At 41.9% G+C, this 24,986-nt stretch carries 21 protein-coding genes and 1 pseudogene; 4 read left to right on the forward strand and 18 right to left on the reverse strand.

Annotated elements, in window-relative coordinates:
• Positions 1-41 precede the first annotated feature (41 nt).
• From lysM to yceD, 17 genes are all read right to left on the reverse strand, one after another.
• Positions 42-470, reverse strand: a complete 429-nt coding sequence (lysM, locus tag CTN07_RS08970) for a peptidoglycan-binding protein LysM (protein ID WP_005298531.1) — start codon at positions 468-470, stop codon at positions 42-44.
• Between the two features lie 343 nt (positions 471-813).
• The gene (gene ptsG / locus CTN07_RS08975) at positions 814-2,244 is read right to left on the reverse strand and encodes a PTS glucose transporter subunit IIBC (RefSeq protein ID WP_005298530.1); all 1,431 of its coding nucleotides are present in this window, start codon (positions 2,242-2,244) and stop codon (positions 814-816) included.
• Between the two features lie 586 nt (positions 2,245-2,830).
• Entirely contained in the window at positions 2,831-3,298 is a 468-nt protein-coding gene (locus tag CTN07_RS08980; RefSeq protein ID WP_036763511.1) for an RDD family protein, read from the reverse strand.
• Positions 3,298-4,923, reverse strand: coding sequence for a PTS transporter subunit EIIC (locus CTN07_RS08985; RefSeq protein WP_005298528.1), 1,626 nt, complete (start codon positions 4,921-4,923; stop codon positions 3,298-3,300). The genes CTN07_RS08980 and CTN07_RS08985 overlap by 1 nt, the downstream gene beginning before the upstream one ends.
• Before the next feature lie 540 nt (positions 4,924-5,463).
• Positions 5,464-6,243: a TatD family hydrolase gene (locus CTN07_RS08990; protein WP_005298526.1), complete on the reverse strand. Its 780-nt coding sequence runs from the start codon at positions 6,241-6,243 to the stop codon at positions 5,464-5,466.
• A 101-nt stretch (positions 6,244-6,344) separates the two neighbouring features.
• Positions 6,345-7,307 carry a DNA polymerase III subunit delta' gene (gene holB / locus CTN07_RS08995; protein ID WP_005298525.1) on the reverse strand — a complete coding sequence of 321 codons (963 nt, stop codon included), beginning with the start codon at positions 7,305-7,307 and terminating at the stop codon, positions 6,345-6,347.
• Entirely contained in the window at positions 7,308-7,937 is a 630-nt protein-coding gene (gene tmk / locus CTN07_RS09000; RefSeq protein WP_005298524.1) for a dTMP kinase, read from the reverse strand. It abuts the gene before it with no gap.
• Positions 7,934-8,947, reverse strand: coding sequence for an endolytic transglycosylase MltG (mltG, locus tag CTN07_RS09005; protein WP_005298522.1), 1,014 nt, complete (start codon positions 8,945-8,947; stop codon positions 7,934-7,936). Before mltG ends, tmk begins: the two co-directional genes overlap by 4 nt.
• Positions 8,941-9,750: an aminodeoxychorismate lyase gene (gene pabC, locus CTN07_RS09010; RefSeq protein WP_005298519.1), complete on the reverse strand. Its 810-nt coding sequence runs from the start codon at positions 9,748-9,750 to the stop codon at positions 8,941-8,943. The genes mltG and pabC overlap by 7 nt, the downstream gene beginning before the upstream one ends.
• A gap of 133 nt (positions 9,751-9,883) precedes the next feature.
• The gene (gene fabF, locus CTN07_RS09015) at positions 9,884-11,122 is read right to left on the reverse strand and encodes a beta-ketoacyl-ACP synthase II (RefSeq protein ID WP_005298517.1); all 1,239 of its coding nucleotides are present in this window, start codon (positions 11,120-11,122) and stop codon (positions 9,884-9,886) included.
• A gap of 84 nt (positions 11,123-11,206) precedes the next feature.
• The gene (gene acpP / locus CTN07_RS09020) at positions 11,207-11,443 is read right to left on the reverse strand and encodes an acyl carrier protein (protein WP_005298515.1); all 237 of its coding nucleotides are present in this window, start codon (positions 11,441-11,443) and stop codon (positions 11,207-11,209) included.
• Between the two features lie 158 nt (positions 11,444-11,601).
• The gene (gene fabG, locus CTN07_RS09025; RefSeq protein WP_005298513.1) at positions 11,602-12,336 is read right to left on the reverse strand and encodes a 3-oxoacyl-ACP reductase FabG; all 735 of its coding nucleotides are present in this window, start codon (positions 12,334-12,336) and stop codon (positions 11,602-11,604) included.
• A gap of 25 nt (positions 12,337-12,361) precedes the next feature.
• Entirely contained in the window at positions 12,362-13,291 is a 930-nt protein-coding gene (gene fabD / locus CTN07_RS09030) for an ACP S-malonyltransferase (RefSeq protein ID WP_005298512.1), read from the reverse strand.
• 131 nt (positions 13,292-13,422) lie between these two features.
• Entirely contained in the window at positions 13,423-14,379 is a 957-nt protein-coding gene (locus tag CTN07_RS09035; RefSeq protein ID WP_005298510.1) for a beta-ketoacyl-ACP synthase III, read from the reverse strand.
• Positions 14,380-14,384: 5 nt separating this feature from the next.
• The gene (gene plsX, locus CTN07_RS09040; RefSeq protein WP_005298508.1) at positions 14,385-15,407 is read right to left on the reverse strand and encodes a phosphate acyltransferase PlsX; all 1,023 of its coding nucleotides are present in this window, start codon (positions 15,405-15,407) and stop codon (positions 14,385-14,387) included.
• A gap of 12 nt (positions 15,408-15,419) precedes the next feature.
• Positions 15,420-15,590 (reverse strand): 50S ribosomal protein L32, encoded by a 171-nt coding sequence (gene rpmF, locus CTN07_RS09045; RefSeq protein ID WP_005298506.1) that lies wholly within the window; start codon positions 15,588-15,590, stop codon positions 15,420-15,422.
• Positions 15,591-15,612: 22 nt separating this feature from the next.
• Positions 15,613-16,131 (reverse strand): 23S rRNA accumulation protein YceD, encoded by a 519-nt coding sequence (gene yceD, locus CTN07_RS09050; RefSeq protein ID WP_036763509.1) that lies wholly within the window; start codon positions 16,129-16,131, stop codon positions 15,613-15,615.
• Positions 16,132-16,475: 344 nt separating this feature from the next.
• On the opposite strand from yceD, the gene CTN07_RS09055 reads away from it, so the two are divergent.
• On the forward strand, positions 16,476-17,072 hold the full coding sequence (locus CTN07_RS09055; RefSeq protein ID WP_005298502.1) for a Maf family protein: 597 nt from the start codon (positions 16,476-16,478) through the stop codon (positions 17,070-17,072).
• Positions 17,073-17,150: 78 nt separating this feature from the next.
• Here the strand turns inward: CTN07_RS09055 and rluC are convergent, their stop codons facing one another.
• Positions 17,151-18,098: a 23S rRNA pseudouridine(955/2504/2580) synthase RluC gene (rluC, locus tag CTN07_RS09060; protein ID WP_036763508.1), complete on the reverse strand. Its 948-nt coding sequence runs from the start codon at positions 18,096-18,098 to the stop codon at positions 17,151-17,153.
• Between the two features lie 583 nt (positions 18,099-18,681).
• Between rluC and rne the strand changes: the two genes are divergently transcribed.
• The 3 genes and pseudogenes from rne to cobT all read left to right on the forward strand — a co-directional run bounded on the left by rne (position 18,682) and on the right by cobT (position 24,986).
• Positions 18,682-21,978: a ribonuclease E gene (gene rne, locus CTN07_RS09065; protein ID WP_036763503.1), complete on the forward strand. Its 3,297-nt coding sequence runs from the start codon at positions 18,682-18,684 to the stop codon at positions 21,976-21,978.
• Between the two features lie 307 nt (positions 21,979-22,285).
• On the forward strand, positions 22,286-23,842 hold the full coding sequence (locus CTN07_RS09070; RefSeq protein WP_005298497.1) for a SulP family inorganic anion transporter: 1,557 nt from the start codon (positions 22,286-22,288) through the stop codon (positions 23,840-23,842).
• Positions 23,843-23,965: 123 nt separating this feature from the next.
• Positions 23,966-24,986, forward strand: a pseudogene (gene cobT, locus CTN07_RS09075) (nicotinate-nucleotide--dimethylbenzimidazole phosphoribosyltransferase).

Below are 24,986 nucleotides of genomic sequence, written 5' to 3' on the forward strand. Positions count from 1 at the left end.
CCCTCGTTTACCTTATTTAAAATAACTGACTTATTGATTCATTATGCCTGAGTAATGCGAAGTTTTTGTCCAGGGAAAATCAAATCTGGATTTTGAATAACTTCTTTGTTTTCTTCAAAAATTTGCTCGTATTTCGCACCGTTACCCAGTGTTTTTTCTGCAATTATCCACAAGCTATCGCCATCTTCAACGATGTAATAAGTCACATTTGCCATTTCTTCAGGTGCAGAAATATTATCAACAACGCTCTCGATACCCTGAGCATTACCCGCCATCAGAATCGCTTTTTCTCGTGCTGCAGCAGAATCTGCAGAACCAGACAGAGTTGCAACTCCATTTTCAACATTAACCTGAAGATCATTTACGCCAGGATTATTTTCTTCAATATGTTGAGTAATTTTGGCTGGTGCTTCATCTTCATTTGAAAACAGCTTCTTACCAATATCGCGAGCAAAATCTAATAAACCCATATTTCGTCCTTTATTTGCATTTTTATAATATTCGGATAATTGCAACAGAATCGTGGCACGACCACTAAAAGATAGCGTTCAGAGATAAGAGCTCAACTCTTACTTATGGAAATAAAATTGCATTGAAGAAAAACATAACCATAAGCGCCACTGCATCAGCACAAGTATAGTAAAGAGTTTAAAAAACGCACTCACATAAAATGTCAATCCAATGTAAAATATAAAACACCGTTTAAATAAAAATGAGTATTTGTTGGAAAAGCAGTCGATTTCTAATTTTTGGAATAAAAAAAGAGGCCTCAATGAGACCTCTTTACATTACCATAGGGGTTATGGTGTGAGATTAGTGGCTACGAATCCACTCATCCATATCTGATTTCAAGTTATCTGACTTAGTACCGAAGATTGCTTGAACACCGCTACCAGCAACAACAACGCCTGCAGCACCTAGTTTCTTCAATCGGTCTTGATCTACTTTATTTACATCAGCAACTGATACACGTAGACGAGTAATACAAGCGTCTAAGTTAGTAATATTGTCTTTACCACCAAATGCTGTTACTAGCTCTTGTGCCATTTCAGATTCAGAACCTGTAACCGCAGCTGAAGTATCTTCATCTTCACGACCAGGAGTCTTAAGGTCTAGTTTAGTAATCACTACACGGAACACTACATAGTAGATGATTGCGTAGATGATACCCATTACAGGGAATAACCATAGTTTCTGAGAGTTTGCTGATAGAACAACAAAGTCAATGAAACCGTGTGAGAATGAAGTACCGTGAACCATACCTAATAAGTTAGTTAACACATAAGCAGAACCTGCAAGGAATGCGTGGATAACGTATAGGATAGGAGCTACGAACATGAATGAGAATTCGATTGGTTCAGTAATACCTGTTAGGAACGAAGTTAGCGCAGCAGAAATCATGATACCGCCCACTTTCGCCTTGTTTTCAGGCTTAGCACAATGCCAGATAGCGATTGCAGCAGCAGGTAGACCAAACATCTTGAACATGTAACCGCCAGCTAGCTGACCAAAACCGTTACCAGCAAGACGAGTTGCTTCATTTGCTTCTAAGTAACAAGTTAGGATACCAGTACGAGCTTCGCCAGCTGCGTTCACACAGCTACCCGCTTCGAAGAAGAAAGGTACGTTCCAAACATGGTGTAGACCAAATGGGATTAGAGAACGTTCGATAATACCGTAGATACCAAATGCTACTGTTGGGTTCTGGTGTGCGGCCCAATCAGAGAATGCTGCGATACCTGCACCTACTGGCTGCCATACAACAGATAGAACAAGAGCAAGAGCAATCGCACAGAAACCAGTCATGATTGGCACGAAACGCTTACCAGCAAAGAAGCCTAAGTAATCAGGAAGCTGAATACGGAAGAACTTATTAAATGCCCATGCAGCGATACCACCAGTTAGGATACCACCTAGCACGCCTGTATCGATTTTATCTACGCCCATCACTTGCGCCATAACACCTAGTGTTGCAGCCATGATGCCGTAACCTACGATTGCAGCAAGACCTGCTACACCGTCATTGTTAGTAAAGCCAAGCGCCACACCTACTGCAAATAGTAGAGGCATTTGGCCAAACACAGAACCACCTGCCTGTGCCATAACTTGAGAAACGATATCTGGTAGCCAGCTAAAGTTAGCGGCACCAACACCAAGTAGAATACCAGCTACCGGCAAAACCGATACAGGCAGCATAAGTGCCTTACCGACTTTCTGCAGGCTAGCAAAAAGGTTTTTAAACATACTGAAGCTCCTGAGTGAGATGCTTTTATTGTTAGTGTGTAAAAACGAAGCGACATACCCCCGTAGTCATAATGCTTCATTTCGTGTTTATGTTTTTTTCAGCATATATGTAAGATGCGAAGCAAAATATAACGTGGGGTAAAAGATAAAAGCTATCGAAAGCAAAACTATAGTTTCAAAATATCGTTTCGATCACAGAGGTTCTAACAACAACTCATGAGCAACAGCTGTGTAATCCATTGATTTAAAATAAAAAAATAACAATAAAAACTATGACCGTTCTTTTGCTGTCCTTTTCCTTATTGCAACCTTTGTTACTTTATGTAACGAAGTAAGATAGCTTAAAATCTGGCTATTTTTAGAAAAACAACAATATCAAATAGTTACATCCTATATAACTAACTGATTTTAAATGAATTCAAATATTTACAACGTAAAATAAGTTTCATATTCAACATTTAGAATAGAAATGCGATATTAAATACCAGTTAAACATATATCAGCATGGTTAAACATTTTTTCGCATAAAATTCGCATAAAAAAAGCCACAGTATAGACTGTGGCTTTAATTGTCTTCTTGAATTATTTAACGCGATACAACGGTCGTATAATTTTTCTTGTCGTGCCATGGTAAGTGACTAAAGGCAAGAAACTGAGCGCCGCTGTAGAGCGCATACAGACCCAATGTCGCAACACATAAATAAATCTTGTTAAACTCTCGTTTTAGGTATCGCTCTTTGGTTAAAGTTTTTCCATCGGTTGAAACAACTTTAACACTGAGTAGGTATCGAGATAAGGATGTTCCAAGTAAACGGAAACACAACCATTGATATCCCATATAAATACCAATAAATAGCATCATAATACCAATAATTAACGCAAGTAATGTTGGCAAAGCCATCGCGTCATTAAGCGATATTTTCGCGCCGGTCCCTTTAGAGATATAAGCGATAATTCCTAAGTACAGATCTTGTGCAACCATGACAAACATTTGCACAATCGACAAATCGATCAGAAATGTACCTATTCGCTTATATTTCAGCGCGAAATTCATTACTTACCTAACTTAGAGTTAATCTGAGCTTTATAACCTGCGGCTTGTGCACCGTAGATAGCCTGAATACCAGTACCACCTACTTTAACTAAACCTTTAGCACCAAGCTCTTGAGTCCAGTATTGGTTATCTTTAACAAGATCGCCATTCTTAACGGTGATACGTAGACGAGTGATACAAGCATCAACATCTTCAATATTATCTTTACCACCTAATGCTTCAATCATCAGATCAATTTGATCATCGTCTGAACCTGCAGCGCCTGCAGCTTTAGATGCTTGGTAATCTTTCTTACGAACAACAGCAACTGCACTACCCTTACGGCCAGGAGTTTTAATGTCGTACTTCAAGATAAACCAACGGAATAGGAAGAAGTATAGCGGACCATAAATTACACCTAGTAGAGGAATGTAATACCAGTGGTTATTAGTACCCGTTAGGCCTGGAAGCATACCAAATAGTGCGAAGTCGATAAAACCACCACTAAATGTCATACCCACTTTCACGTGCAGCAAGTCCATAATCATAAATGATAGACCCGCTAGAGGTACGTGAATGAAGTAGTAAAGCGGAGCTGATAAGAATAGGAAAGTAAACTCAATTGGCTCTGTAATACCGGTTAAGAACGCAGTAAGAGCTACAGAGAACAGTAGACCACCAACTTCTTTTTTGTTTTCTTTATCTGCTACAGTGTACATCGCGTACGCAGCTGCAGGTAGACCAAACATCATGAATGGGAACTTACCACTCATAAAGTTAGTTGATGAGAAGTGAGAGTAATCACCATTCGCTAAAGAGCCAAAGAAGATGTTCTGAGTACCTTTATAAACATGACCTGCAATCTCAGCTGTACCACCAATTTCTGTCTGCCATAGAGGTAGATAGAATACATGGTGAAGACCGACAGGAATAAGAGCACGTTCAATAATACCAAAGATGAAAGAGGCAATATAACCGTGACCAGAGGCTGTCATTTCACCAAGCATTGCACCAATTGTACCAAAACCTGCACCGATGAATGGCCAGATAAATACAAGTGCAATACCGTAAAATAGTGCAGAGAATGCACTTACGATAGGTACGAAACGTGCGCCACCAAAGAAGCCTAGGAATTCAGGAAGCTTAATATCGTGGTATTTGTTATGTAAAACAACAGTGATACCACCAGCAATCAGACCACCAAACACGCCCATACTTAACGTATTGTGGATGCCCAACACATCAGCAAGCACACCCGTATAATGACTGCCCATCAATACAACAGTGTTATCTGCTGTATCAACCATACCAGCTACTGATAATGTTTTTGCAATCGCAACGTTCATTACCAAGTAGGCAATAGTTGCAGCTAGGGCAGCCGCGCCTTTTTCCGCACGAGCAAAACCAATTGCAATGGCAAGAGCAAACATTAGAGGTAAGTTAGCAAATACAATACCACCAGCGGCGGTCATGATTTGTAAGAAACTGTTTAAAACGGTACCGTCTTGCAAAATACCAATATTGTACGCTTCGATCATACTTTGGTTGGTAAAGCTACCACCAATACCTAGCATGATACCTGCTGCTGGTAGTAAGGCTATCGGAAGCATTACTGCTTGCGATAGTTTACTAAAGAAGGCTTTCATGAATTGTGTCTCCTCAACATCAACTTTGAAGTGATCTTAAATATTAAAAATAGCATCCAGCTCTATATAAATTTTACGATTATGCGATTACGCTTTAATAAACTACAGATTATGAATTTCGTATTTATATCTACTATTTTACTAAACCAATAGTTAATTAAATTCGCTATAATCACTCAGGCATACGCAAAAAAAAGCATACAATCCACATTCTGCTTTCATTCCGAAGTTGGATACTGTATTTGCCTGAGGAATCCTAAGCGTAAATATAGCTTGATGCCCATCACAATTTCCACGAAAAAGATAAACAACACAATTAAAATGTAAACCGGATCACACTTATAGAATTAATCAAACATTCACTCATTACCTTCCACAGAATAATTTAAAATTACATCAGCTTTTATTTTTTAATATCACATTTAGTTAAGTTTAAATAACCACCACACAGGATATTTTACACTCTAATAATATGGAGAGTTAGATTGCAGATATAAAAAAAGGAGCACTAAGCCCCCTTTTTGTTATTCAATTATATTCTTATTTACGTGTTGCAAATGAGAATAAGTTAAAGAAATTATCTGTGGTAACACTTTCTACTTCTTCAACCGAAACGCCTTTGAGTAAAGCAACATATTGAGCAACTTCACGAACATAAGCCGGTTGATTCTCTTTACCTCGGAATGGAACTGGAGCTAGGAATGGAGAATCAGTTTCAACCAAAAGACGCTCTAGCGGCAACTGCGCTACCACATTTTTCAAATCGCTTGATTTATTGAAGGTAACAATGCCTGAAATTGAGATATAAAAACCTAACTCAATAGCAGCCTGAGCAAATTCTAAATTTTCAGTGAAACAATGGATCACACCACCACATTTTTGTGCGCCCTCTTCTCGCAATATACGCAGCGTATCTTCTCGAGCCATTCGGGTATGAATAATAAGAGGTTTGTTTAATTCCACAGCTAGACGTACTTGCATACGAAATGCTTCTTGCTGTTTTTCTGCTAACTCTGGCTGATAAAAATAATCTAACCCGGTCTCACCGATAGCAATTACGCGATCATGGCTGGAAAAAGCTTTTAGCTGCTCGTAATCAAATCCTTCTTCAATATCAAGAGGATGAACGCCACATGATGCAAAAACATTATCGTACGGTTCGATCAATTCCATCATGGTTGGAAACCCTTGTAGAGTACAACCAATCGATAGAAAATATTCAACGCCACGTTCCTTGGCTTTCGTTAGTACATCATCAATCCCGGTGTGTAGTTCGCCATAGTTCAATTTATCTAAATGGCAATGTGAATCGACTAACACAATACTTTCCTCATAACTAATGAACGTGGAACCTTACAGCTTCAGAGCTCATTTTCTTTAAATTAACGTACTCATTAAGTAAAAATACCAGCAAATTTTACTTAATTAAGTATAAAACCAGTCAACCATTCAACAACCAGCAACTCGATATTTAGTCCACTATGACGTTCAAGCTTGCGATGTAGTTCATTCAGTTTTTGGATTTGATCTATCACTACATGAATCGGTAAAACAGCAGCAACCTGGTGAACCAGAGCCAAAGATTCATTATGGACAAAACCTGATTGAACACCTTGTTGGACTTTTAAACAATCGACTAAAAAATAGCTCAACCATTTCAAACTTGCGATACCATCTTGCGTACAGAGCGCAGCAAGATCGTAAATCCCAATATGAGGAGGTTGAACAAAAGCCGTGAAGGTTTTAATCAAATTAACATGACGGATATCCATGCCATTTTCGACAAAATTTAAAGAGGCTATCGGTGCGCCATTATTTAAATTTACTGCTTCAGTTGAAATGGACTGCATTAACTGATTTTCAACCCAACGTTGAGTATCTTTACTATTTGGTGTAGGCAATCGCCATTTGTTACAACGACTCACAATCGTCGGTAACAGATTATCTAAAGACCGAGCGGTAAGAATAAATTGGCAACCAGCAGGAGGCTCTTCTAATGTTTTCAAAATAGCATTAGCGCCAGCTTCGCCCATTGCATCAGCCTCTTCAATAAGAATCACGCGTTGGCCGCCAAGCTGTGAGGTTTCAACAGCCCAACGATTAGACTGACGAACCGCATCAACGCCTATCTGCTTACCTTCTTGTTCCGGCTTAATCACATGAAAATCAGGATGGTTACCCGCAGCAAAAAGTTTACAGCTGTGACACACACCACAGGCTTGATGATCATTATTCTGGCACAGAACGGTTTGGGCAAGTTCACGAACTAAGGCATCTTGCCCACTACCTTTAGCAGCAAGCAATAAAATAGCGTGGTGGAAACGCTTTTGCAGTAACAGTTGCTGCCAATTTTGCCATACACTCTGTTGCCATGGGTAAATCATTTACTGCTGCTCCAACCATTGTGTCAAAGCGCTAGAGATATCCGCCGTTACCGCTTCTAAAGACTGACTAGCATCAATAATAACTGTATTCGGATCTTGCTCTGACAACTCAAGAAAACGCGCTCGAGCACGATGGAAAAAGTCGATATTCATTTGTTCAATACGATCAAGTGCCCCGCGTCCACGAGCTCGCTGTAAACCAAGCGCAGGATCAATATCCATATATATTGTAAAATCAGGACAAAAATCACCAAGTACGGTATTACGCAGATTCATCATTAACTGCTGTTCAAAACCACGGCCACCACCTTGATATGCCTGAGAAGACATGTCATGACGATCACCAACAACCCAGCGTCCCTGTGCTAAAGCCGGTTTTATCACATTATCGACTAACTGAATACGAGCGGCATAAAGCAGTAGTAGTTCAGCCATATCGGTTAACGGCTCATCTGGATGCCCTTCTTTAACTAATGCTCGCATCTGTTCAGCAAGTGGTGTACCACCAGGCTCACGAGTTGCCACAGGATCATGAATACCATGTTCAGCAAGTACATTAATAACTTGTGATATTGCTGTACTTTTACCAGCCCCTTCAAGGCCTTCAATTACGATAAATTTTCCGTTCATTTGTTTCTTAATGTTCTTAAATACTGACGCACAGCACGATTATGCTCTGCCAATGTTTTTGAAAATGTATGCCCACCTTTACCATTAGCAACAAAGTACAAGTATTGCGTTTGTGCTGGATGTACCGCGGCTAAGATAGATGCTTTACTTGGCATGGCGATAGGAGTTGGCGGTAGACCGAAAATAACATAGGTATTGTATGGTGTTGGCGTTGTTAAGTCGCGTTTGCGAATATTGCCATCGTATTTATCACCCATACCGTAAATAACCGTAGGATCTGTCTGCAATCGCATCCCCTTCTCTAAACGATTAGTAAACACAGACGAAACAACATCACGCTCAGAGTCAACAGCAGTCTCTTTTTCGATGATCGACGCCATGATTAATACATCATAAGGAGTTTTTAGTGGCAGATCTTTTTCTCGACCTTGCCATGCATTTTCTAATACCGATTCCAACTTATTGTGAGCACGTTTAAGAATATCAAGATCACTCATACCAGCCGTATAATTATACGTTTCTGGTAGCATATAGCCTTCTAGCTTATTGGTGTCAATATTCAGCGCCTTTGCAATTTCAGCTTCAGACAAACCAACGGTTTCATGCTGCATTTCAGGTGCTTGCTGCAGTTCTTTTAGCCATTCACTAAAACGCTCGCCTTCAACGAGAGTAATCGAGAATTGATGCTCTTTTCCAGAACCGATTAATGTCAGTAACTGCTGTAATGTCATTTTCGATTCAACTAGGTAACTACCGGCTTTCAATTGCAATAATTCAGGCTCTACATGGCCAATCCAACGATACCATTGTGAGGCGGGAATGATATCCTGCTTCTCAAGTTGATTTAACAAACTGCGAAAGCTTGTGCCAGGTTTAACAGTAATCAACTCTTTCTGTTCTGTTGTTACTGGTTGAGATAGAGATGCCATCACTTCCTGATAGGCAAAAACAACGCCCCCTGCTGCTATTACGCCCAAGAGCACTATCACAATCATTAATTTTTTTAGCACGCTGTTAACCCCTTTATAAGCGCATTTAATAGCTGACGTTGATGAAATGTCTGATTTTCAATTTGATTAATTGGTACTAACGACATTAACGCATTAGTAATAAAGACTTCTTCAGCCCCCATAATCTCCTCAATAGGAGCATCAATAAATTCTAGTTGATAAGGCAGTGTCTGTATCAGCTCAATTACTTTTCGTCTCACTACGCCATGAACACCAGCAAATTTAAGTGTTGGAGTAAAAACCTTGCAACCTTTTCGCCAAAAGATATTCGCGACACTGGTCTCAGTAATATTGCCATTAAGATCAAGAACAAGGCCATCTAGCCAATGGTTATTTTCAATTTCTTGTTTTAATAAGACTTGTTCTAATCGATTAAGGTGTTTCCAACCAGCAAGCATGGGGGCAAGACCTAAACGCTGGGAACACACACCTAAACAAATCCCTTGCTGTTGCCATTGAGAATAATGTTCGGGCCATGCAAAGGTTGTAATAATCACTTGTGTTTGAGAGCAATCTTGGCCGCTATAACCACGACCACCAGAGCCTCTAGAGATCAGTATCTTAATACCACCTTTCTCTTTGAATTTCTGAGCTAGTACGAACACCTCTTGGGTAATATGTTGCCAATTTGGCGCGCTTATCGCGAAGTAAGCCAAGGTATCTTGTAACCGCTGGAGATGAAAGTCCCACAACTGAGGCTGGCCATCTATCACCAAAATTGTTGTAAAGCAGCCATCACCATATTGTGTTGCTCGATCGCTTATCGATAAAGAATGCTGTTGTTGACCGTTAACCCAAGCCAAATTCAATCCTTAGAAACCACTTTTCAGATAAAAAAACAGCCCGGTACTAATACCGAGCTGACTTATCATATCAGGTTAATTGCTTTATTTCTCGCGGTGATAAGCTAAGAAATCGTCAATTAATCCGATTCAATTAGATTTTCTTAAACAGAAGCGAACCGTTAGTACCACCGAAACCAAATGAGTTACATAGAGCATACTCAAGGTTTACGTCACGAGCAGTACCTGGTACGTAGTCTAGGTCACAACCTTCGCCTGGGTTATCAAGGTTAATTGTTGGTGGAACAACCTGATCAACTAGAGTTAGTGCTGTGATGATTGCTTCAACAGAGCCCGCTGCACCTAGTAGGTGGCCGGTCATAGATTTGGTTGAAGAAACCATTACTTTATCAGCAGCACTACCCATAGCGCGTTTGATGCCTAGAGTTTCAGCAACATCACCAGCGGGTGTTGATGTACCGTGTGCATTGATATAGCCAAGTTGATCAGCATTAATACCAGCATCACGTAGACATGCTTCCATAGCAAGTGCACCGCCTGAACCGTCAGCACTTGGAGAAGTCATGTGATAAGCATCGCCACTCATACCAAAGCCGACGATTTCTGCATAAATTTTAGCGCCACGTGCTTTTGCGTGTTCGTACTCTTCCAGTACCATCACACCTGCACCATCACCTAGAACAAAACCATCACGGTCTTTATCCCATGGGCGAGAAGCTGCTTGAGGATCATCATTACGAGTTGATAGCGCTTTAGCTGCTGCAAAGCCACCCATGCCTAATGGTGTTGATGCTTTTTCTGCACCACCAGCAACCATAGCGTCTGCATCACCGTATGCGATCATACGTGCCGCATGGCCAATGTTATGAAGGCCTGTTGTACACGCGGTAGAGATTGCAATGTTTGGACCACGAAGACCAAACATGATAGACATGTGGCCCGCAATCATATTAACAATAGTTGATGGAACGAAAAATGGGCTGATCTTACGAGGGCCTTTTTCCATCAGAGCTTGATGACCAGCTTCAATTAAGCCAAGACCACCAATGCCAGAACCGATAGCAACACCGATGCGCGCTGCATTTTCATCTGTAACTTCAATGCCAGAATCTTTCAATGCTTGCACGCCAGCTGCGATACCGTATTGGATAAATAGATCCATTTTACGAGCATCTTTTTTCGACATGTAATCTTCGCAATTGAAGTCTTTTACCATGCCTGCAAATTGTGTAGCAAAACCTGTTACATCAAAATGCTCGATAGTGCTAATGCCGCTAGTACCTGATAGAAGTGCTTTCCATGAATCTTCAACAGTATTACCAACCGGTGTTAGCATGCCCATGCCAGTTACAACAACACGACGCTTTGACACGATTAATATCTCCGGAATTGAGGGGTAAAAATAAGGTAGAAAAGAAATCAGGCGGCCATGAGGACCGCCTGGAAGTGTTCTGAATTACTCAGCAGCGCTATTAACGTAGTCGATAGCAGCTTGAACTGTAGTAATCTTCTCAGCTTCTTCGTCTGGGATCTCTGTGTCGAATTCTTCTTCAAGAGCCATAACTAGTTCAACTGTGTCTAGAGAGTCAGCGCCTAGATCGTCAACAAAAGATGATTCGTTCTTAACTTCAGACTCGTCAACGCCTAGTTGCTCAACGATGATTTTTTTTACGCGTTCTTCGATGTTGCTCATACTAATATATTTCCTTAACAAGAATTCGCTAATGCGATTTGTTGTAGTTTATTCATTACTACAAAAGTTGCAACACTCATTGTTGCTGGTCAAACCACGATTTTCAATGAAAAACCACTTAATTGGACCTTTTTCGCCGAGAATTGCATCTTTTGTGCTTAAATCATGTACATGCCGCCGTTTACGTGCAAAGTTTCGCCCGTAATATAAGCAGCATCATCAGAGGCTAAAAATGCAACAGCTGCTGCAATTTCACGCGGATCACCTAAACGACCTGCTGGAACATTCGCTAATGTTGCAGCGCGTTGATCATCATTTAGTGCGCGAGTCATATCCGTTTCAATGAAACCAGGAGCGACAGCGTTTACAGTAATACCACGAGAAGCAACTTCACGAGCCATTGACTTAGTAAAGCCTAATAGACCTGCTTTTGCTGCTGCATAGTTAGTTTGACCTGCGTTGCCCATTGTACCAACAACAGAGCCAATACTGATAATACGACCATTACGCTTCTTCATCATCGCACGCAAAACTGCTTTTGATAGACGGAAGATAGACGTTAGGTTGGTATCCATGATGTCTTGCCACTCGTCATCTTTCATACGCATTAGCAAGTTATCACGCGTAATACCCGCGTTGTTCACTAGGATATCAACATCACCAAAAGTCTCTTTGATTTGCTTCAATACTGCTTCAATTGACTCAGGAGACGTAACATTTAATGCCATACCTTGACCTTTATCACCAAGGTATGCACTGATCGCTTCAGCGCCACTTTCTGAGGTTGCCGTACCAATAACGGTTGCGCCACGCTCAACAAGAATTTCTGCGATTGCACGGCCGATACCACGGCTAGCACCTGTTACTAGAGCAATTTTTCCTTCAAGGCTCATCAGTAGTCCTCTTTCAGATCTCAGATTACTTAGCTAGAGCTGCGTCTAATGATGCAATATCATTAACAGCAGAACCGCCAAGTGAACGATTAATACGTTTAGTTAGGCCAGTCAGTACTTTACCTGGACCCATTTCAAGTAATTCTTCAATACCTTCTGCTGCCATACGCTCAACAGACTCAGTCCAACGAACTGGACCATAAAGTTGTTTTACAAGCGCAAGTTTGATTGCAGCAGGATCAGTTTCAGTTGCAACATCAGCATTATTGATCACAGGGATCGCTGGAGTATTGAATGTCATATTTTCAAGAGCTACTGCTAGTTTGTCAGCAGCAGGCTTCATTAGTTCACAATGAGATGGAACTGAAACTGGTAGAAGTAGTGCTCGTTTAGCACCGGCTTCTTTACACAAAGTATTTGCTCTATCAACGGCTTCTTTGTTACCCGCGATAACAACTTGACCTGGAGAGTTAAAGTTTACAGGCGAACATACCTGATCTTCTGCCGCATCAGCACACGCTTTTGCAATAGCATCATTATCTAGACCAATAATTGCAGACATCGCACCAACACCCGCAGGTACTGCTTCTTGCATTAATTGACCACGTAGTTCAACTAACTTAACTGCTTCTTTAAAATCAATAACGCCCGCGCATACAAGTGCAGAGTACTCACCTAAGCTATGGCCAGCAAGAACAGTTGGTTGCTCACCACCCTTCTCTTGCCATACACGCCAAATTGCAACAGAAGCGGTTAATAATGCTGGCTGAGTACGATGCGTTTGATTAAGATCTTCAGCAGGACCATTTTGAACTAGAGCCCATAGGTCGTAACCTAGAACTTCAGATGCTTCGGCAAATGTCGCTTGAACAATTGGAAACTGCTCAGCCAGTTCAGCAAGCATACCTACAGCTTGAGAACCTTGACCTGGAAAAACAATCGCGAACTTAGACATTCGAGAATCCTTATTGATTTAACTGCCTGTTACTTCATCGTAAAATAAGCAGCTTGAAATATTATCTACTGTGCCAACTGATTAAAATCAAGGTTAAAAAGCGGCACAGCATCCATGAATTTAGCAACCAGTTAAAACTTAACCAGTGCAGAGCCCCAGGTAAAACCACCACCAAAGGCTTCGAGTAATAACGTCTGACCACGTTGGATACGACCATCACGAACAGCTTCATCCAATGCAGTTGGCACTGTTGCAGCTGAAGTATTACCGTGGCGATCTAATGTCACAACAACTTGGTCTAAAGACATAGATAATTTCTTCGCTGTGGCTGAAATAATACGTAAATTAGCCTGGTGAGGAACTAACCAATCTAGCTCAGATTTATCCATATTATTTGCAGCAAGAGTATCTTTAACTAAGTTTGATAACTGAGTTACCGCAACTTTAAATACTTCATTACCAGCCATATATAGCCAGTTATCATCGCTAAAATCTTCACCATGCTCAGGAATACCAAGACTTAGCAGGCCACCAAAATGACCATCAGCATGGATATGAGTCGATAAAATACCCGGCTCTTCACTTGCACCAACAACAACCGCACCTGCAGCATCACCAAATAAGATGATTGTTGAACGATCAGTTGGATCACATTTATGCGACAATGCATCAGCACCAATTACCAACACATTTTTCGCCATGCCGGTTTTAATGTGTTGATCGGCAATGCTCAGTGCATACATAAAGCCAGAACATGCCGCAGACAGATCAAATGCTGGGCAGCCTTTAATATCGAGCATTCCCTGAACCTGACATGCAGCAGAAGGGAAAGAGTGACTCGCACTGGATGTTGCCATGATAATAAGATCGATATCTTCTTTGGCAATACCAGCCATATCAATTGCATTTAATGATGCTTGATATCCCATGACTGCGACGGTTTCTTCGGTGTTAGCGATACGACGCTCACGAATACCAGTACGCGCAACAATCCACTCGTCATTCGTTTCTACCATTTGCTCTAAGTCAGCGTTAGTACGAACTTGAGCTGGCAGGTAGCTGCCTGTACCTAAAATTTTGCTATACATGAAGACTAATAGTGCCTCTCGAGTAAGACTTCTTCCAAACGGTTACTGATTTTTGTTGGTATTTGTCGTTCAACCTCGTACACCGCTTCACTGATTGCGTTGGTAAATGCGGTTATATCTGCACTTCCATGGCTTTTTACTACAATACCACGCAATCCTAACAGACTTGCCCCATTATACTGGTCGGGGTTCAACTGCTTGAGGCTGTCAAATAGGTCACTAAACAACCATTTGGCAAGAATTTGTTTAAACTTACTGGTTCCTACGGCTTGGCGAATCCGGTCAATAAAGAGATGAGCCACCCCTTCACTGGTTTTTAGACTAACGTTTCCGACAAAGCCATCACAGACGATAACATCAGCTAATCCAGAATAAAGCTTGTCGCCTTCTATATAGCCAATGTAGTCAATATCATCACACTGACTTAACATTTCAGCACAACGTTTGACTAAATCATTGCCTTTGATTTCTTCTTCACCAATATTAAGTAAAGCGACGCGAGGTTTACCAGATAACCACTGCTCTGCTAAAACGGCTCCCATTACCGCAAACTGGAATAATGTGTCGGAATCGCACGAAACATTTGCCCCTAGATCAAGAATCCAAGTTTTAGTGGCTGCAGCAGTTGGAATAGCAGAAACTAGAGCGGGACGATCGATGCCAGGTAATTGTTTGAGGATATATCGAGACAGTGCCATTAGTGCACCAGTATTGCCAGCACTGACACAAGCGTCAGCGTTACCTTCAGAGACAGCTTCAAGAGCCATTCTCATAGAAGAACCATGGCTTCGGCGTAATGCTTGAGAAGGTCGAGCATCATTTGCAATAGCGCTATTGCTATGCACAATGGTAATTCGAGGATGGTTGAGTTGGTTTAGGAGAGTCAGCTGTGTAGTGATCGCACTCTGATCACCGAATAAGGTTACTTTGAGCTCCGGGAAGTGCAACAGTGCCTGCACAACGGCAGGCACTGTTACTTGAGGACCGAAATCCCCGCCCATTGCATCGAGTGCAACGGTTAGACCCATAAAGGTTCAACCTTACTTGTTGATAACCTTACGGCCACGGTAGAAACCGTCAGCAGTCATGTGGTGACGTAGGTGAGTTTCACCACTTACAGCGTCTACAGATAGTGCTGCAGTTGTTAGTGCATCGTGAGAACGACGCATACCACGTGCTGCGCGTGATTTCTTGCTCTTTTGTACGGCCATTAACCCTACTCCTGTTAAATTTTTACTTCTTAAGATTTTTCAATACTGCAAACGGATTCGGACGCTCATCAGCAACGGGGATCTCACCAAAAGACATGTTCGCTGAACCAACATTACAGTCGGCATCATCGTGCATAGCAACTTGAGGTAATTCTAGAATCATCTCATCTTCGATAAGTTCAACTAGGTTGATCTCGCCATTTTCGTCGACTTGAGTCGGCTCATAGGCTTCCGGTAGCTCGTCTTCCGCATTCATATTGCGAACTGGACTATAACAGAATTCAACACTGATTGTGTGCTGAAATTCTTCCTGACATCGCTGACAGGTCAACATCACTTCAACTTCTGCACTTCCGCGCATAAAAGGAATACGACGTTGGTCCAAATCAAAAGACAAGGTGACGTTTGCATCACTTATTACGCCATCAGTGGATTCAGCTAAACGCTTCAGATTTCCGATAGTGATGATGCCATCATAATCGAGTTTTTTCTGAGCTGCGCGAACTGGATCGACCTTCAGCGGCAATTTTACCTTTTGCATAGGGCGCGAATATTAGCCTTATAGTCTGTTTGAGTCAAAGGAAATGTGTCCGAATTAACAGCTTTTAGTCAATAATCGTACTGATCAAAAGCTCAAACTCGCTATGACAACATAATCCATCGCAAAATTAAATTAATTGTTAACGAGTCATGCACTTGGTTAGAAAAAAACCAGATTAGAAAGACCCATCACTGCCAATTTAAAATCGAGGCAAAAATACACCTCATCACTTCGGAGTTCAATCAGAAACTGCTTTAAAGATTCTCTTTATCTCAAAGTCAAAACTTAGGTACACTCCCTCACCATTGATACTCAGACAACATTACGTTCTAGTAAGGATTGTTATGCCTCAACCGTTACTTTTAGCTTCGACCTCAACTTATCGCCAAGCTTTACTCAAAAAATTTGGTTACCCCTTTGAAGTAGCCAGTCCAAATATTGATGAAACAGCTCAAGAGAACGAAACTGCACAACAATTGGTATTGCGCCTAGCTCAAGAAAAAGCAAAAGCATGCGCAAAAGATTATCCCACACACCTTATTATAGGCTCAGATCAAGTCTGTGTTATTGATGGGAAAATCATTGGCAAGCCTTTAACCGAAGAAAAAGCGTGTCAACAACTCAAACAAGCAAGTGGACAAACCATTACCTTTTACACCGGCCTTGCTTTATATAATGCTCAATCGGGAGAGTGCCACAGTCTTTGTGAACCTTTCCACGTACATTTTCGAGAACTCACCGATGAGGAAATCCAACATTATGTTCGTCGGGAGCAGCCCCTATATTGTGCGGGAAGTTTTATGTGCGAAGGATTAGGTATTGCTCTTTTTGAGCGCTTAGAAGGACGAGACCCAAATACGTTAGTAGGCCTACCCTTGATTGCTCTACGTGAACTGCTGGCAAAAGAGGGAATCGATATCCTTACCAGTCAATCACGCTAAAAAGACAAAAGGAGTATCCTAATGGTACTCCTTTTGTTGATGTACTGCTTATCAATAGAAAATCAAATTAATGGACGATTAAGACATCGTGCGTAATTTTTCTAAGCAGCGTTCTAATTTAGGTTCCATTGGTGCATTAATTTCCATTGCCTCATCCGTGCTTGGATGAGTAAATTGGATATTTGCAGCATGTAAAAATAGACGATTTAACCCGGTTTTCTTGGTATAGGCATCAAAACGTGGATCACCATAACGATCATCCCAAGCAATTGGATGACCAGTATATTGGCAGTGGACACGAATCTGATGCGTACGGCCAGTTACAGGGCTTGCTTGAACTAAAGTTGCCTGGTGGAAGCGTTCTAAAACTTTGAATCGAGTATCTGACGGTTTACCATTTGGATTAACTCGGACAATGCTATTCACTTCATTTTTCAGTAGCGGTGCAGTTACCTTTTTGCACGACGCTTTCCACTCGCCCATCACAAGGGCAAAATAATACTTCTGAACCGTTTTATTACGGAACTGCTCTTGTAAACGGCGTAATGCTGAACGCTTCTTTGCAACCAATAAAATACCAGAAGTATCTCGGTCAATACGGTGTACTAGCTCTAAGAAGCGAGCATCTGGACGTAATGCACGAAGCGCTTCAATCGCACCGAACTTCAAGCCACTACCACCATGTACCGCTGTACCCGATGGCTTATTTAATACCAATAAATGATCATCTTCATAAATAATGCATGACTCAAGTTCAGCCACTTTATTTAGATTGGTACTGATCGGTGCTTGATCCTCTTTTTCGGGAATCGATACAGGAGGAACACGAACCAGATCACCATCTTGCAACTTATATTCAGGTTTGATGCGTTTTTTGTTTACTCGCACCTCACCTTTGCGCAAAATGCGGTAGATCATACTTTTAGGTACGTTTTTAAGCCTAGCACGCAGGAAATTATCTATGCGCTGTCCGGCAAAGTCATCGCTAATTTCGATGAATTGTACTTTAGGTTTAACTTCTGTCATGAGTGTGATTATAAGCCTAATGAAGCAATGCAGCTCTGCCAGTATCGGCAAAGTTATGAACACGATTAATGGAAGGGAGTGTACCACTTTTCTTACTTTGATGAGATGTTTTCGCAGAAAATGATTGGCTAAATGGTCATCATTGAAAGTTCATTGGCTCAATAACGCAAATAATCCAGATTGCCGCTCTAGTGGCTCCCTGCTATTATTGCGTACTGTAGTAGGATAACAAGCCTACTTTTATAACAAGATGAATAAAATATCATCACAATAATTATTTTTTACACAACTCTAGCGAAAACCGCTGCATATGGCATAAGACGGAAACGTTTCGCGGAGTAACTTTTAGTGTCCGATTACAGATTTTTTTGGTGTGACAGATACGACCGCTTTGTCGGTGATGCCAGCTACAATTTAGAGACTTAACCGTCTGCAAGTAGTTGGTTTAAATAGTGTAGCCAGAGAGCACTCCTGTTTTTCCAACCGTGAGGTTGTACCCGTATATCAGTCTTGGAGTCCGGCACCACCATAAAAAAACTGTCATTCGCTCACTAAGACAATGACAATTAATGAGTAAATATAAATGAAAAGAATGTTGATTAACGCAACTCAGAAGGAAGAGTTGCGCGTCGCATTAGTTGACGGTCAGAAGCTATTTGATCTTGATATCGAAAGCCCTGGTCATGAATCTAAGAAAGCAAACATCTATAAAGGCCGCATCACACGCATCGAACCAAGCCTGGAAGCAGCGTTCGTTGACTATGGTGCAGAGCGTCATGGTTTTCTACCTCTAAAAGAAATCGCGAAAGAGTACTTCCCACAAGATTATTCTTACCAAGGTCGTCCAAACATTAAGGAAGTCCTAAAAGAAGGTCAGGAAGTTATCGTTCAAGTCGATAAAGAAGAGCGCGGTAACAAAGGTGCAGCCTTAACTACATTCATCTCTCTTGCTGGTAGCTACTTAGTTCTTATGCCAAACAACCCTCGTGCAGGCGGTATTTCTCGTCGAATCGAAGGTGAAGAGCGTACGCAACTAAAAGCGGCGTTAAGCACATTAGAACTGCCTCACGGTATGGGTCTAATTGTACGTACCGCAGGTGTTGGTAAATCAGCTGAAGAGTTAGAGTGGGATTTAAATGTTCTGTTAAATCACTGGAGTGCAGTGAAAGAAGCGGCTGACGCTCAACCTGCCCCATTCCTAATTCACCAAGAAAGTAATGTGATTGCTCGTGCAATTCGTGACTATCTACGTCGAGATATCGGTGAAATCTTAATCGACAGTCCAAAGATTTTTGAACGCGCTCGCGATCATATCAAATTGGTTCGTCCAGATTTTATCTCTCGTGTTAAACGTTACGAAGGCGAAGTTCCACTATTTAGCCACTACCAAATTGAAAGTCAGATTGAATCCGCGTTCCAGCGCGAAGTTCGTCTACCTTCTGGTGGCTCTATCGTAATTGACCCAACAGAAGCATTAACCTCTATCGATATCAACTCTGCACGCGCAACAAAAGGCGGAGATATCGAAGAAACAGCATTACAAACTAACCTTGAAGCGGCAGATGAAATTGCTCGTCAATTACGTCTTCGTGACCTTGGTGGCCTAGTTGTTATCGACTTTATCGATATGACTCCGGTTCGCCATCAGCGTGAAGTAGAAAACCGTTTACGCGAAGCTGTTCGTATGGACCGCGCACGTGTACAAATTGGTCGAATTTCTCGTTTTGGTCTATTGGAGATGTCACGTCAGCGCCTAAGCCCATCCCTAGCAGAAGCAAGTCATCATGTATGTCCTCGCTGTACAGGTACGGGTGTTGTTCGTGATAACGAATCACTGTCTCTATCTATTCTTCGCTTAATTGAAGAAGAAGCATTAAAAGATAACAGCTCACAAGTATTAGCTATTGTGCCTGTTGCTATTGCATCTTACTTATTAAACGAAAAACGTCGTTCAGTTCAACACATTGAAAAATATCACGATGTTCGTGTCATTATCGTACCGAACTCAGATATGGAAACACCACACTTTGAAGTTTCTCGTGTGCGTGAAGGTGAAGAACAAGAAGCACTGTCATACCGCATTCCAAAATTACTTGCAGCACAGCGTGAAGCAGAGACTCAAGAACCTGTACAGCCTGAGCGCGTAATTAAGAAGCGTGAAGAACCTGTACTTCAAGGTTTTACTGCACCAAAAGAGCCTGCGCCAATTGCTAAGCCAGCCGCTTCTAAACTAGCAGTGCAACAACCAAGTATTTTCAACCGTATTTTCTCAGCCATTGCAAACTTCTTCTCAAGCCATATGAGCAAGAAAGAAGAAGAGCAACAACCTCAAGAAAATACGAACAATCGTCGCAATAATAACCGTCGCAACGATCGTAATGACAATCGCCGTAACGATAATCGTCGCAATGACAACCGTCGTAACGATAACCGCCGCAATAATCGTCAACAAGATTCAGAGCAGCGCGACAATCGTAACAACGAACGTCAAGAAAAAGACAACACTCGTAACAATGAGCAACGTCAGAACAATCGTCGTCGTAATAACGAACGCAATAATGACCGTAATAACGACAAAGCGACTAAACAAGACCAGCGTCAACAGCAACAAGCTGAGAAGCCTCAAAAAACGCAGCAGCAGCGTCAACGAGACGAAGAGAAAGAGCTAAAGCGCCAAGCTCGTAAAGAAGAGATCCAAGCGCAGAAGCAACAACGTCGTCAAGAGATGCAAAAAGAGAAAACTGAAAAGCAAAATCTTGAAGCTCAGCGTGAGAATGAAGAAAAAACAGCAAAAGTAAAACAACGCCGTCAACGTCGTCAGCTACAGAAGAAAGTTCGTATTGATGACCAACAAGATGTTGTTGAAGCTATTGAAGTATCATCAACTGCAACAGCAGAAGCGAAACCATCACCACTAATGGAAATGGGTACCGCAATGGCTAAAGCAGCTCAAGATGAAGTTAAGACTCAAGCTGTTGATATGCCAACTGCACCAGAGATGGAAGAAGCGGAAGATCAAGAGGATGCACCTCAACGTCGTAACCGTCGCTCTCCTCGTCATTTACGTGCAAGTGGTCAACGCCGCCGTCGCATGCGTGATACTCGAGTTGAAAAACCTGAGCACGTAACGCACGAAGATGTGAAGATGGTGCCAATTGATATGATGGCAACAGATTCTGTTGATGCTCTAAACGACATTGAAAATACGGTATCTATCGTTGAGAAACCAAAATCAATTCAACGTCGTCCAGCAACAGGCGTAGCGTCTCCTGAAATGGCAATGGGCAAAGTATGGCCTCGTCATACTAAACCAGCGGTTGCAGCTGCAGAAGTGATTGAAGAAACCGTTGTAGAGCCTGAGCTAGACTTAGCGCAAGCTGAAGCTGCAATGGATAACGTGCTAACTCCTGCAATCATTGAAACACAACAGATTGCAGAAGTAGAAGCGGTTGAGACTGTCGTACGCACAGGTGTGGCAATGCCGGAACTTGCTATGGGTAAAGTATTCCCTATGCGCGCGGTAGAAGAGACACAACCCGTCGTTTCTCTTACTGAAGAAGTAGAGGCTGAGGCTCCAGTTTTAGAACAAACTGAAGAGGTTATTGTTGAAGCAGCTCCTGTTGTTAAAGAGAAAGAAGAAGCGGTTATTGAGACCACAATTTCTCTTGCGCCAACAAAAGTGAAAGCAACAATGGCAACAAATCCTCGTGGCTTCCATGCAACTGCACCAATGGCAAAAGCTCCTGCTCCTGTATCAATGGGTCACGCAGAAACTGTTGCTGTTGCACCAACACGCGATCTTGCAACTAGCCGTCCTGCGGGCAGTCAAGTTGCAACAAACCGCGCAAGTGCACCAATGACAAAGCCAAACTTTAACTAAGTTAGAGTCTACGCCAATACAAAAACCACACTCATTTGAGTGTGGTTTTTTTATGCGCATGCCCCACCAATGATTGTTCTCTCCCTTAACATTTCTAAATTTTCATCCTTAGGTTTAAATTTCCCACTAAACTAAGAAAAACAAAACCAACCTTTGTATAAAATAAGTTTAGTCACTTATAACTATGGAAAACATTAACAACAGTTAAGTATTTCCTGAATAAAAGTTGAACTAAATCACATATTTCTATAGTATCTAGCGCTTTATATGTGCATAAATCAATCGGACTAGAGCAAAACTTAATAAAATGTTTGAATTCCCATCTTTTTCGCGTCAATCCGTCAAAAATGACATCTTATCAGGGCTTACTGTCGCGTTAGCACTGATCCCTGAAGCCGTAGCCTTTGCCTTTGTTGCTGGCGTAGACCCTATGGTTGGCCTATACGCAGCTTTCATTGTCGGTCTAGTTACTGCAATCCTTGGCGGTCGTCCAGGCATGATTTCAGGCGCTACTGGTGCAATGGCCGTTGTCATGGTAAGTCTTGTTGCTGATCACGGCATCCAATACCTTTTTGCTGCCATCATGCTTGCTGGTGTATTCCAAATTTTGGCGGGGGTATTCAAACTGGGGAAATTTATCCGAATGGTGCCACACCCAGTAATGATAGGCTTTGTAAACGGCCTAGCGATTGTCATTTTCTTAGCTCAGTTAGGACAATTTAAAGTCACCAATGCCGCAGGTCAGCTAGAGTGGATGCAAGGGACCCAACTCTACATTATGTTAGGTTTAGTCGCTTTAACGATGGCAATTATCTACTTCTTACCAAAGCTTACCAAAGCTGTGCCCTCTTCTCTTGTTGCCATTTTAACCGTTACGGCTTTGGTTCATGTTGTCGGTCTAGACTCTCGCACTGTTATTGATTTTGTCCGCTCAATGAGTGGCAATCCAAATGCAACTCTTGCAGGTTCATTACCCACTTTTGCCCTACCTGAAGTTGGCTTTAACCTAGAAACATTACGCATTATTCTTCCATATTCATTGATCCTTGCAGCTGTAGGACTTATTGAGTCACTGCTAACGCTTACCGTTATTGATGAAATGACAGGAACTCGCGGACATGGTAATCGCGAATGTATGGGACAAGGTGTTGCCAATATCACCTGTTCTGTATTCGGTGCTATGGGTGGTTGTGCCATGATTGGCCAGTCAATGATCAACATTAACTCGGGTGGTCGTGGTCGCTTATCGGGTATTACCGGCGCAGTAGGACTGATGCTTTTTGTTCTCTTTGGCGCACCTCTAATTGAAATGATCCCAGTAGCAGCCCTAGTTGGTGTTATGTTCATGGTGGTTATTGGCACATTTGAGTGGGCAAGCTTTAAGATGATGCGTAAAGTACCAAAGCACGACTTCTTTACCATTATTCTTGTAACATGCGTTACCATTGCTGCCGATCTTGCCGTTGCCGTATTAGTTGGCGTTATCTACTCCGCTCTAGTCTTTGCTTGGAATCATGCAAAACGTATTTATGCCTCGACTCATACGGATGAAAACGGTGCAAAAATTTATCGTGTTAACGGTCCTTTGTTCTTTGGCTCTGCAGCTCACTTCCTAGAGCTATTTGATGCGAAAAATGATCCCAACAACATCATCATAGATTTTGCTCAATCACGAGTTGCTGACCACTCTGCCATTGAAGCCATCGACACCATAGCTGAACGCTATGCAAATCAAGGTAAGACTCTGCATATTAAACACTTAAGCCCTGAGTGCCGCTCTTTACTTAAAAAAGCTGGTAACCTGGTGGAAGTGAATATGCTAGAAGATCCAACCTACAAAGTAGCAACAGATACGTTAGGTTAATCTTGAGACTCAGCCCGTAGTTACTTGTGATTACGGGCTTTTTCTATCAACAACATTGCTTTATCTTCCCAACTCAAGCAGTATTTCCTATTCAATATTCTGATTGATACAGGAAAACCATCCATGTTTAGTATTAGTGCACCCGATCGCTCTCATATCGAACAAATCCAACATAAAATTAATAATAAAACCAAACCACTTGGTGCATTAGGTCAATTAGAAACATTAGCCTGCCAGATTGCTCTTATTCAACAGAGCGAACAACTCACTATTACTCAGCCTCACCTTGTTATCTTTGCTGGAGATCATGGCATCACTAAACATGGGGTCAGTATTGCACCCAGTGATGTAACAGGACAAATGGTTGCAAATTTCCTTGCAGGGGGAGCAGCTATTAACTGTTTTTGTCGCAGTAATAACATGGATATCTCGGTTGTCGATGCTGGAATTAAACATGAACCAGAGACTCACCCCCACCTGATAAAACAACGATTAGGGGCAGGTACTCATGATTTTACAGCAACGCAAGCAATGAGCCGTACACTTGTCCTTGAAGGGATAAAACTCGGGGCCTCAGTCTGTGAGACGCTTTACCAGCAAGGAACAAATTGCATCGGTTTTGGTGAAATGGGAATTGGTAACACGAGCAGCGCCAGTGCCATTATGGCTTTAGCACTCAACCTTTCAGCACAAGAGTGTGTCGGCTCAGGTACCCTCAGAACAATTGGCAAAAAAAACCGCATTAATTGAACAAGCTATCACTCTTCATAAAGATCACTGTCATGATGCGTTTGATATTTTAGCCGCTGTTGGTGGTTTTGAGATTGTGCAAATGGTAGGCGCCATACTACAAGCGGCACAAAATAAAATGATCGTGTTAGTTGATGGATTTATCGCAACATCCGCCGCCCTTATGGCGTGTCAAATACATCCTGATTGTCGTCAGTACTTAGTTTTTTGCCACCAATCACAAGAGCAAGGACATCAAAAAATGCTGACTCACTTAGCAGCCTCTCCTCTGCTTCATTTAGATCTTCGTCTTGGTGAAGGTACAGGTGCAGCGCTTGCTCTGCCATTACTCCATGCTGCATGTGCGTTTTATAACGATATGGCCAGCTTTGATGATGCCGGTATCACTGTGTAG

It is taken from the genome of Photobacterium damselae (assembly GCF_003026815.1).
GTDB classification, from domain to species: domain Bacteria; phylum Pseudomonadota; class Gammaproteobacteria; order Enterobacterales; family Vibrionaceae; genus Photobacterium; species Photobacterium damselae.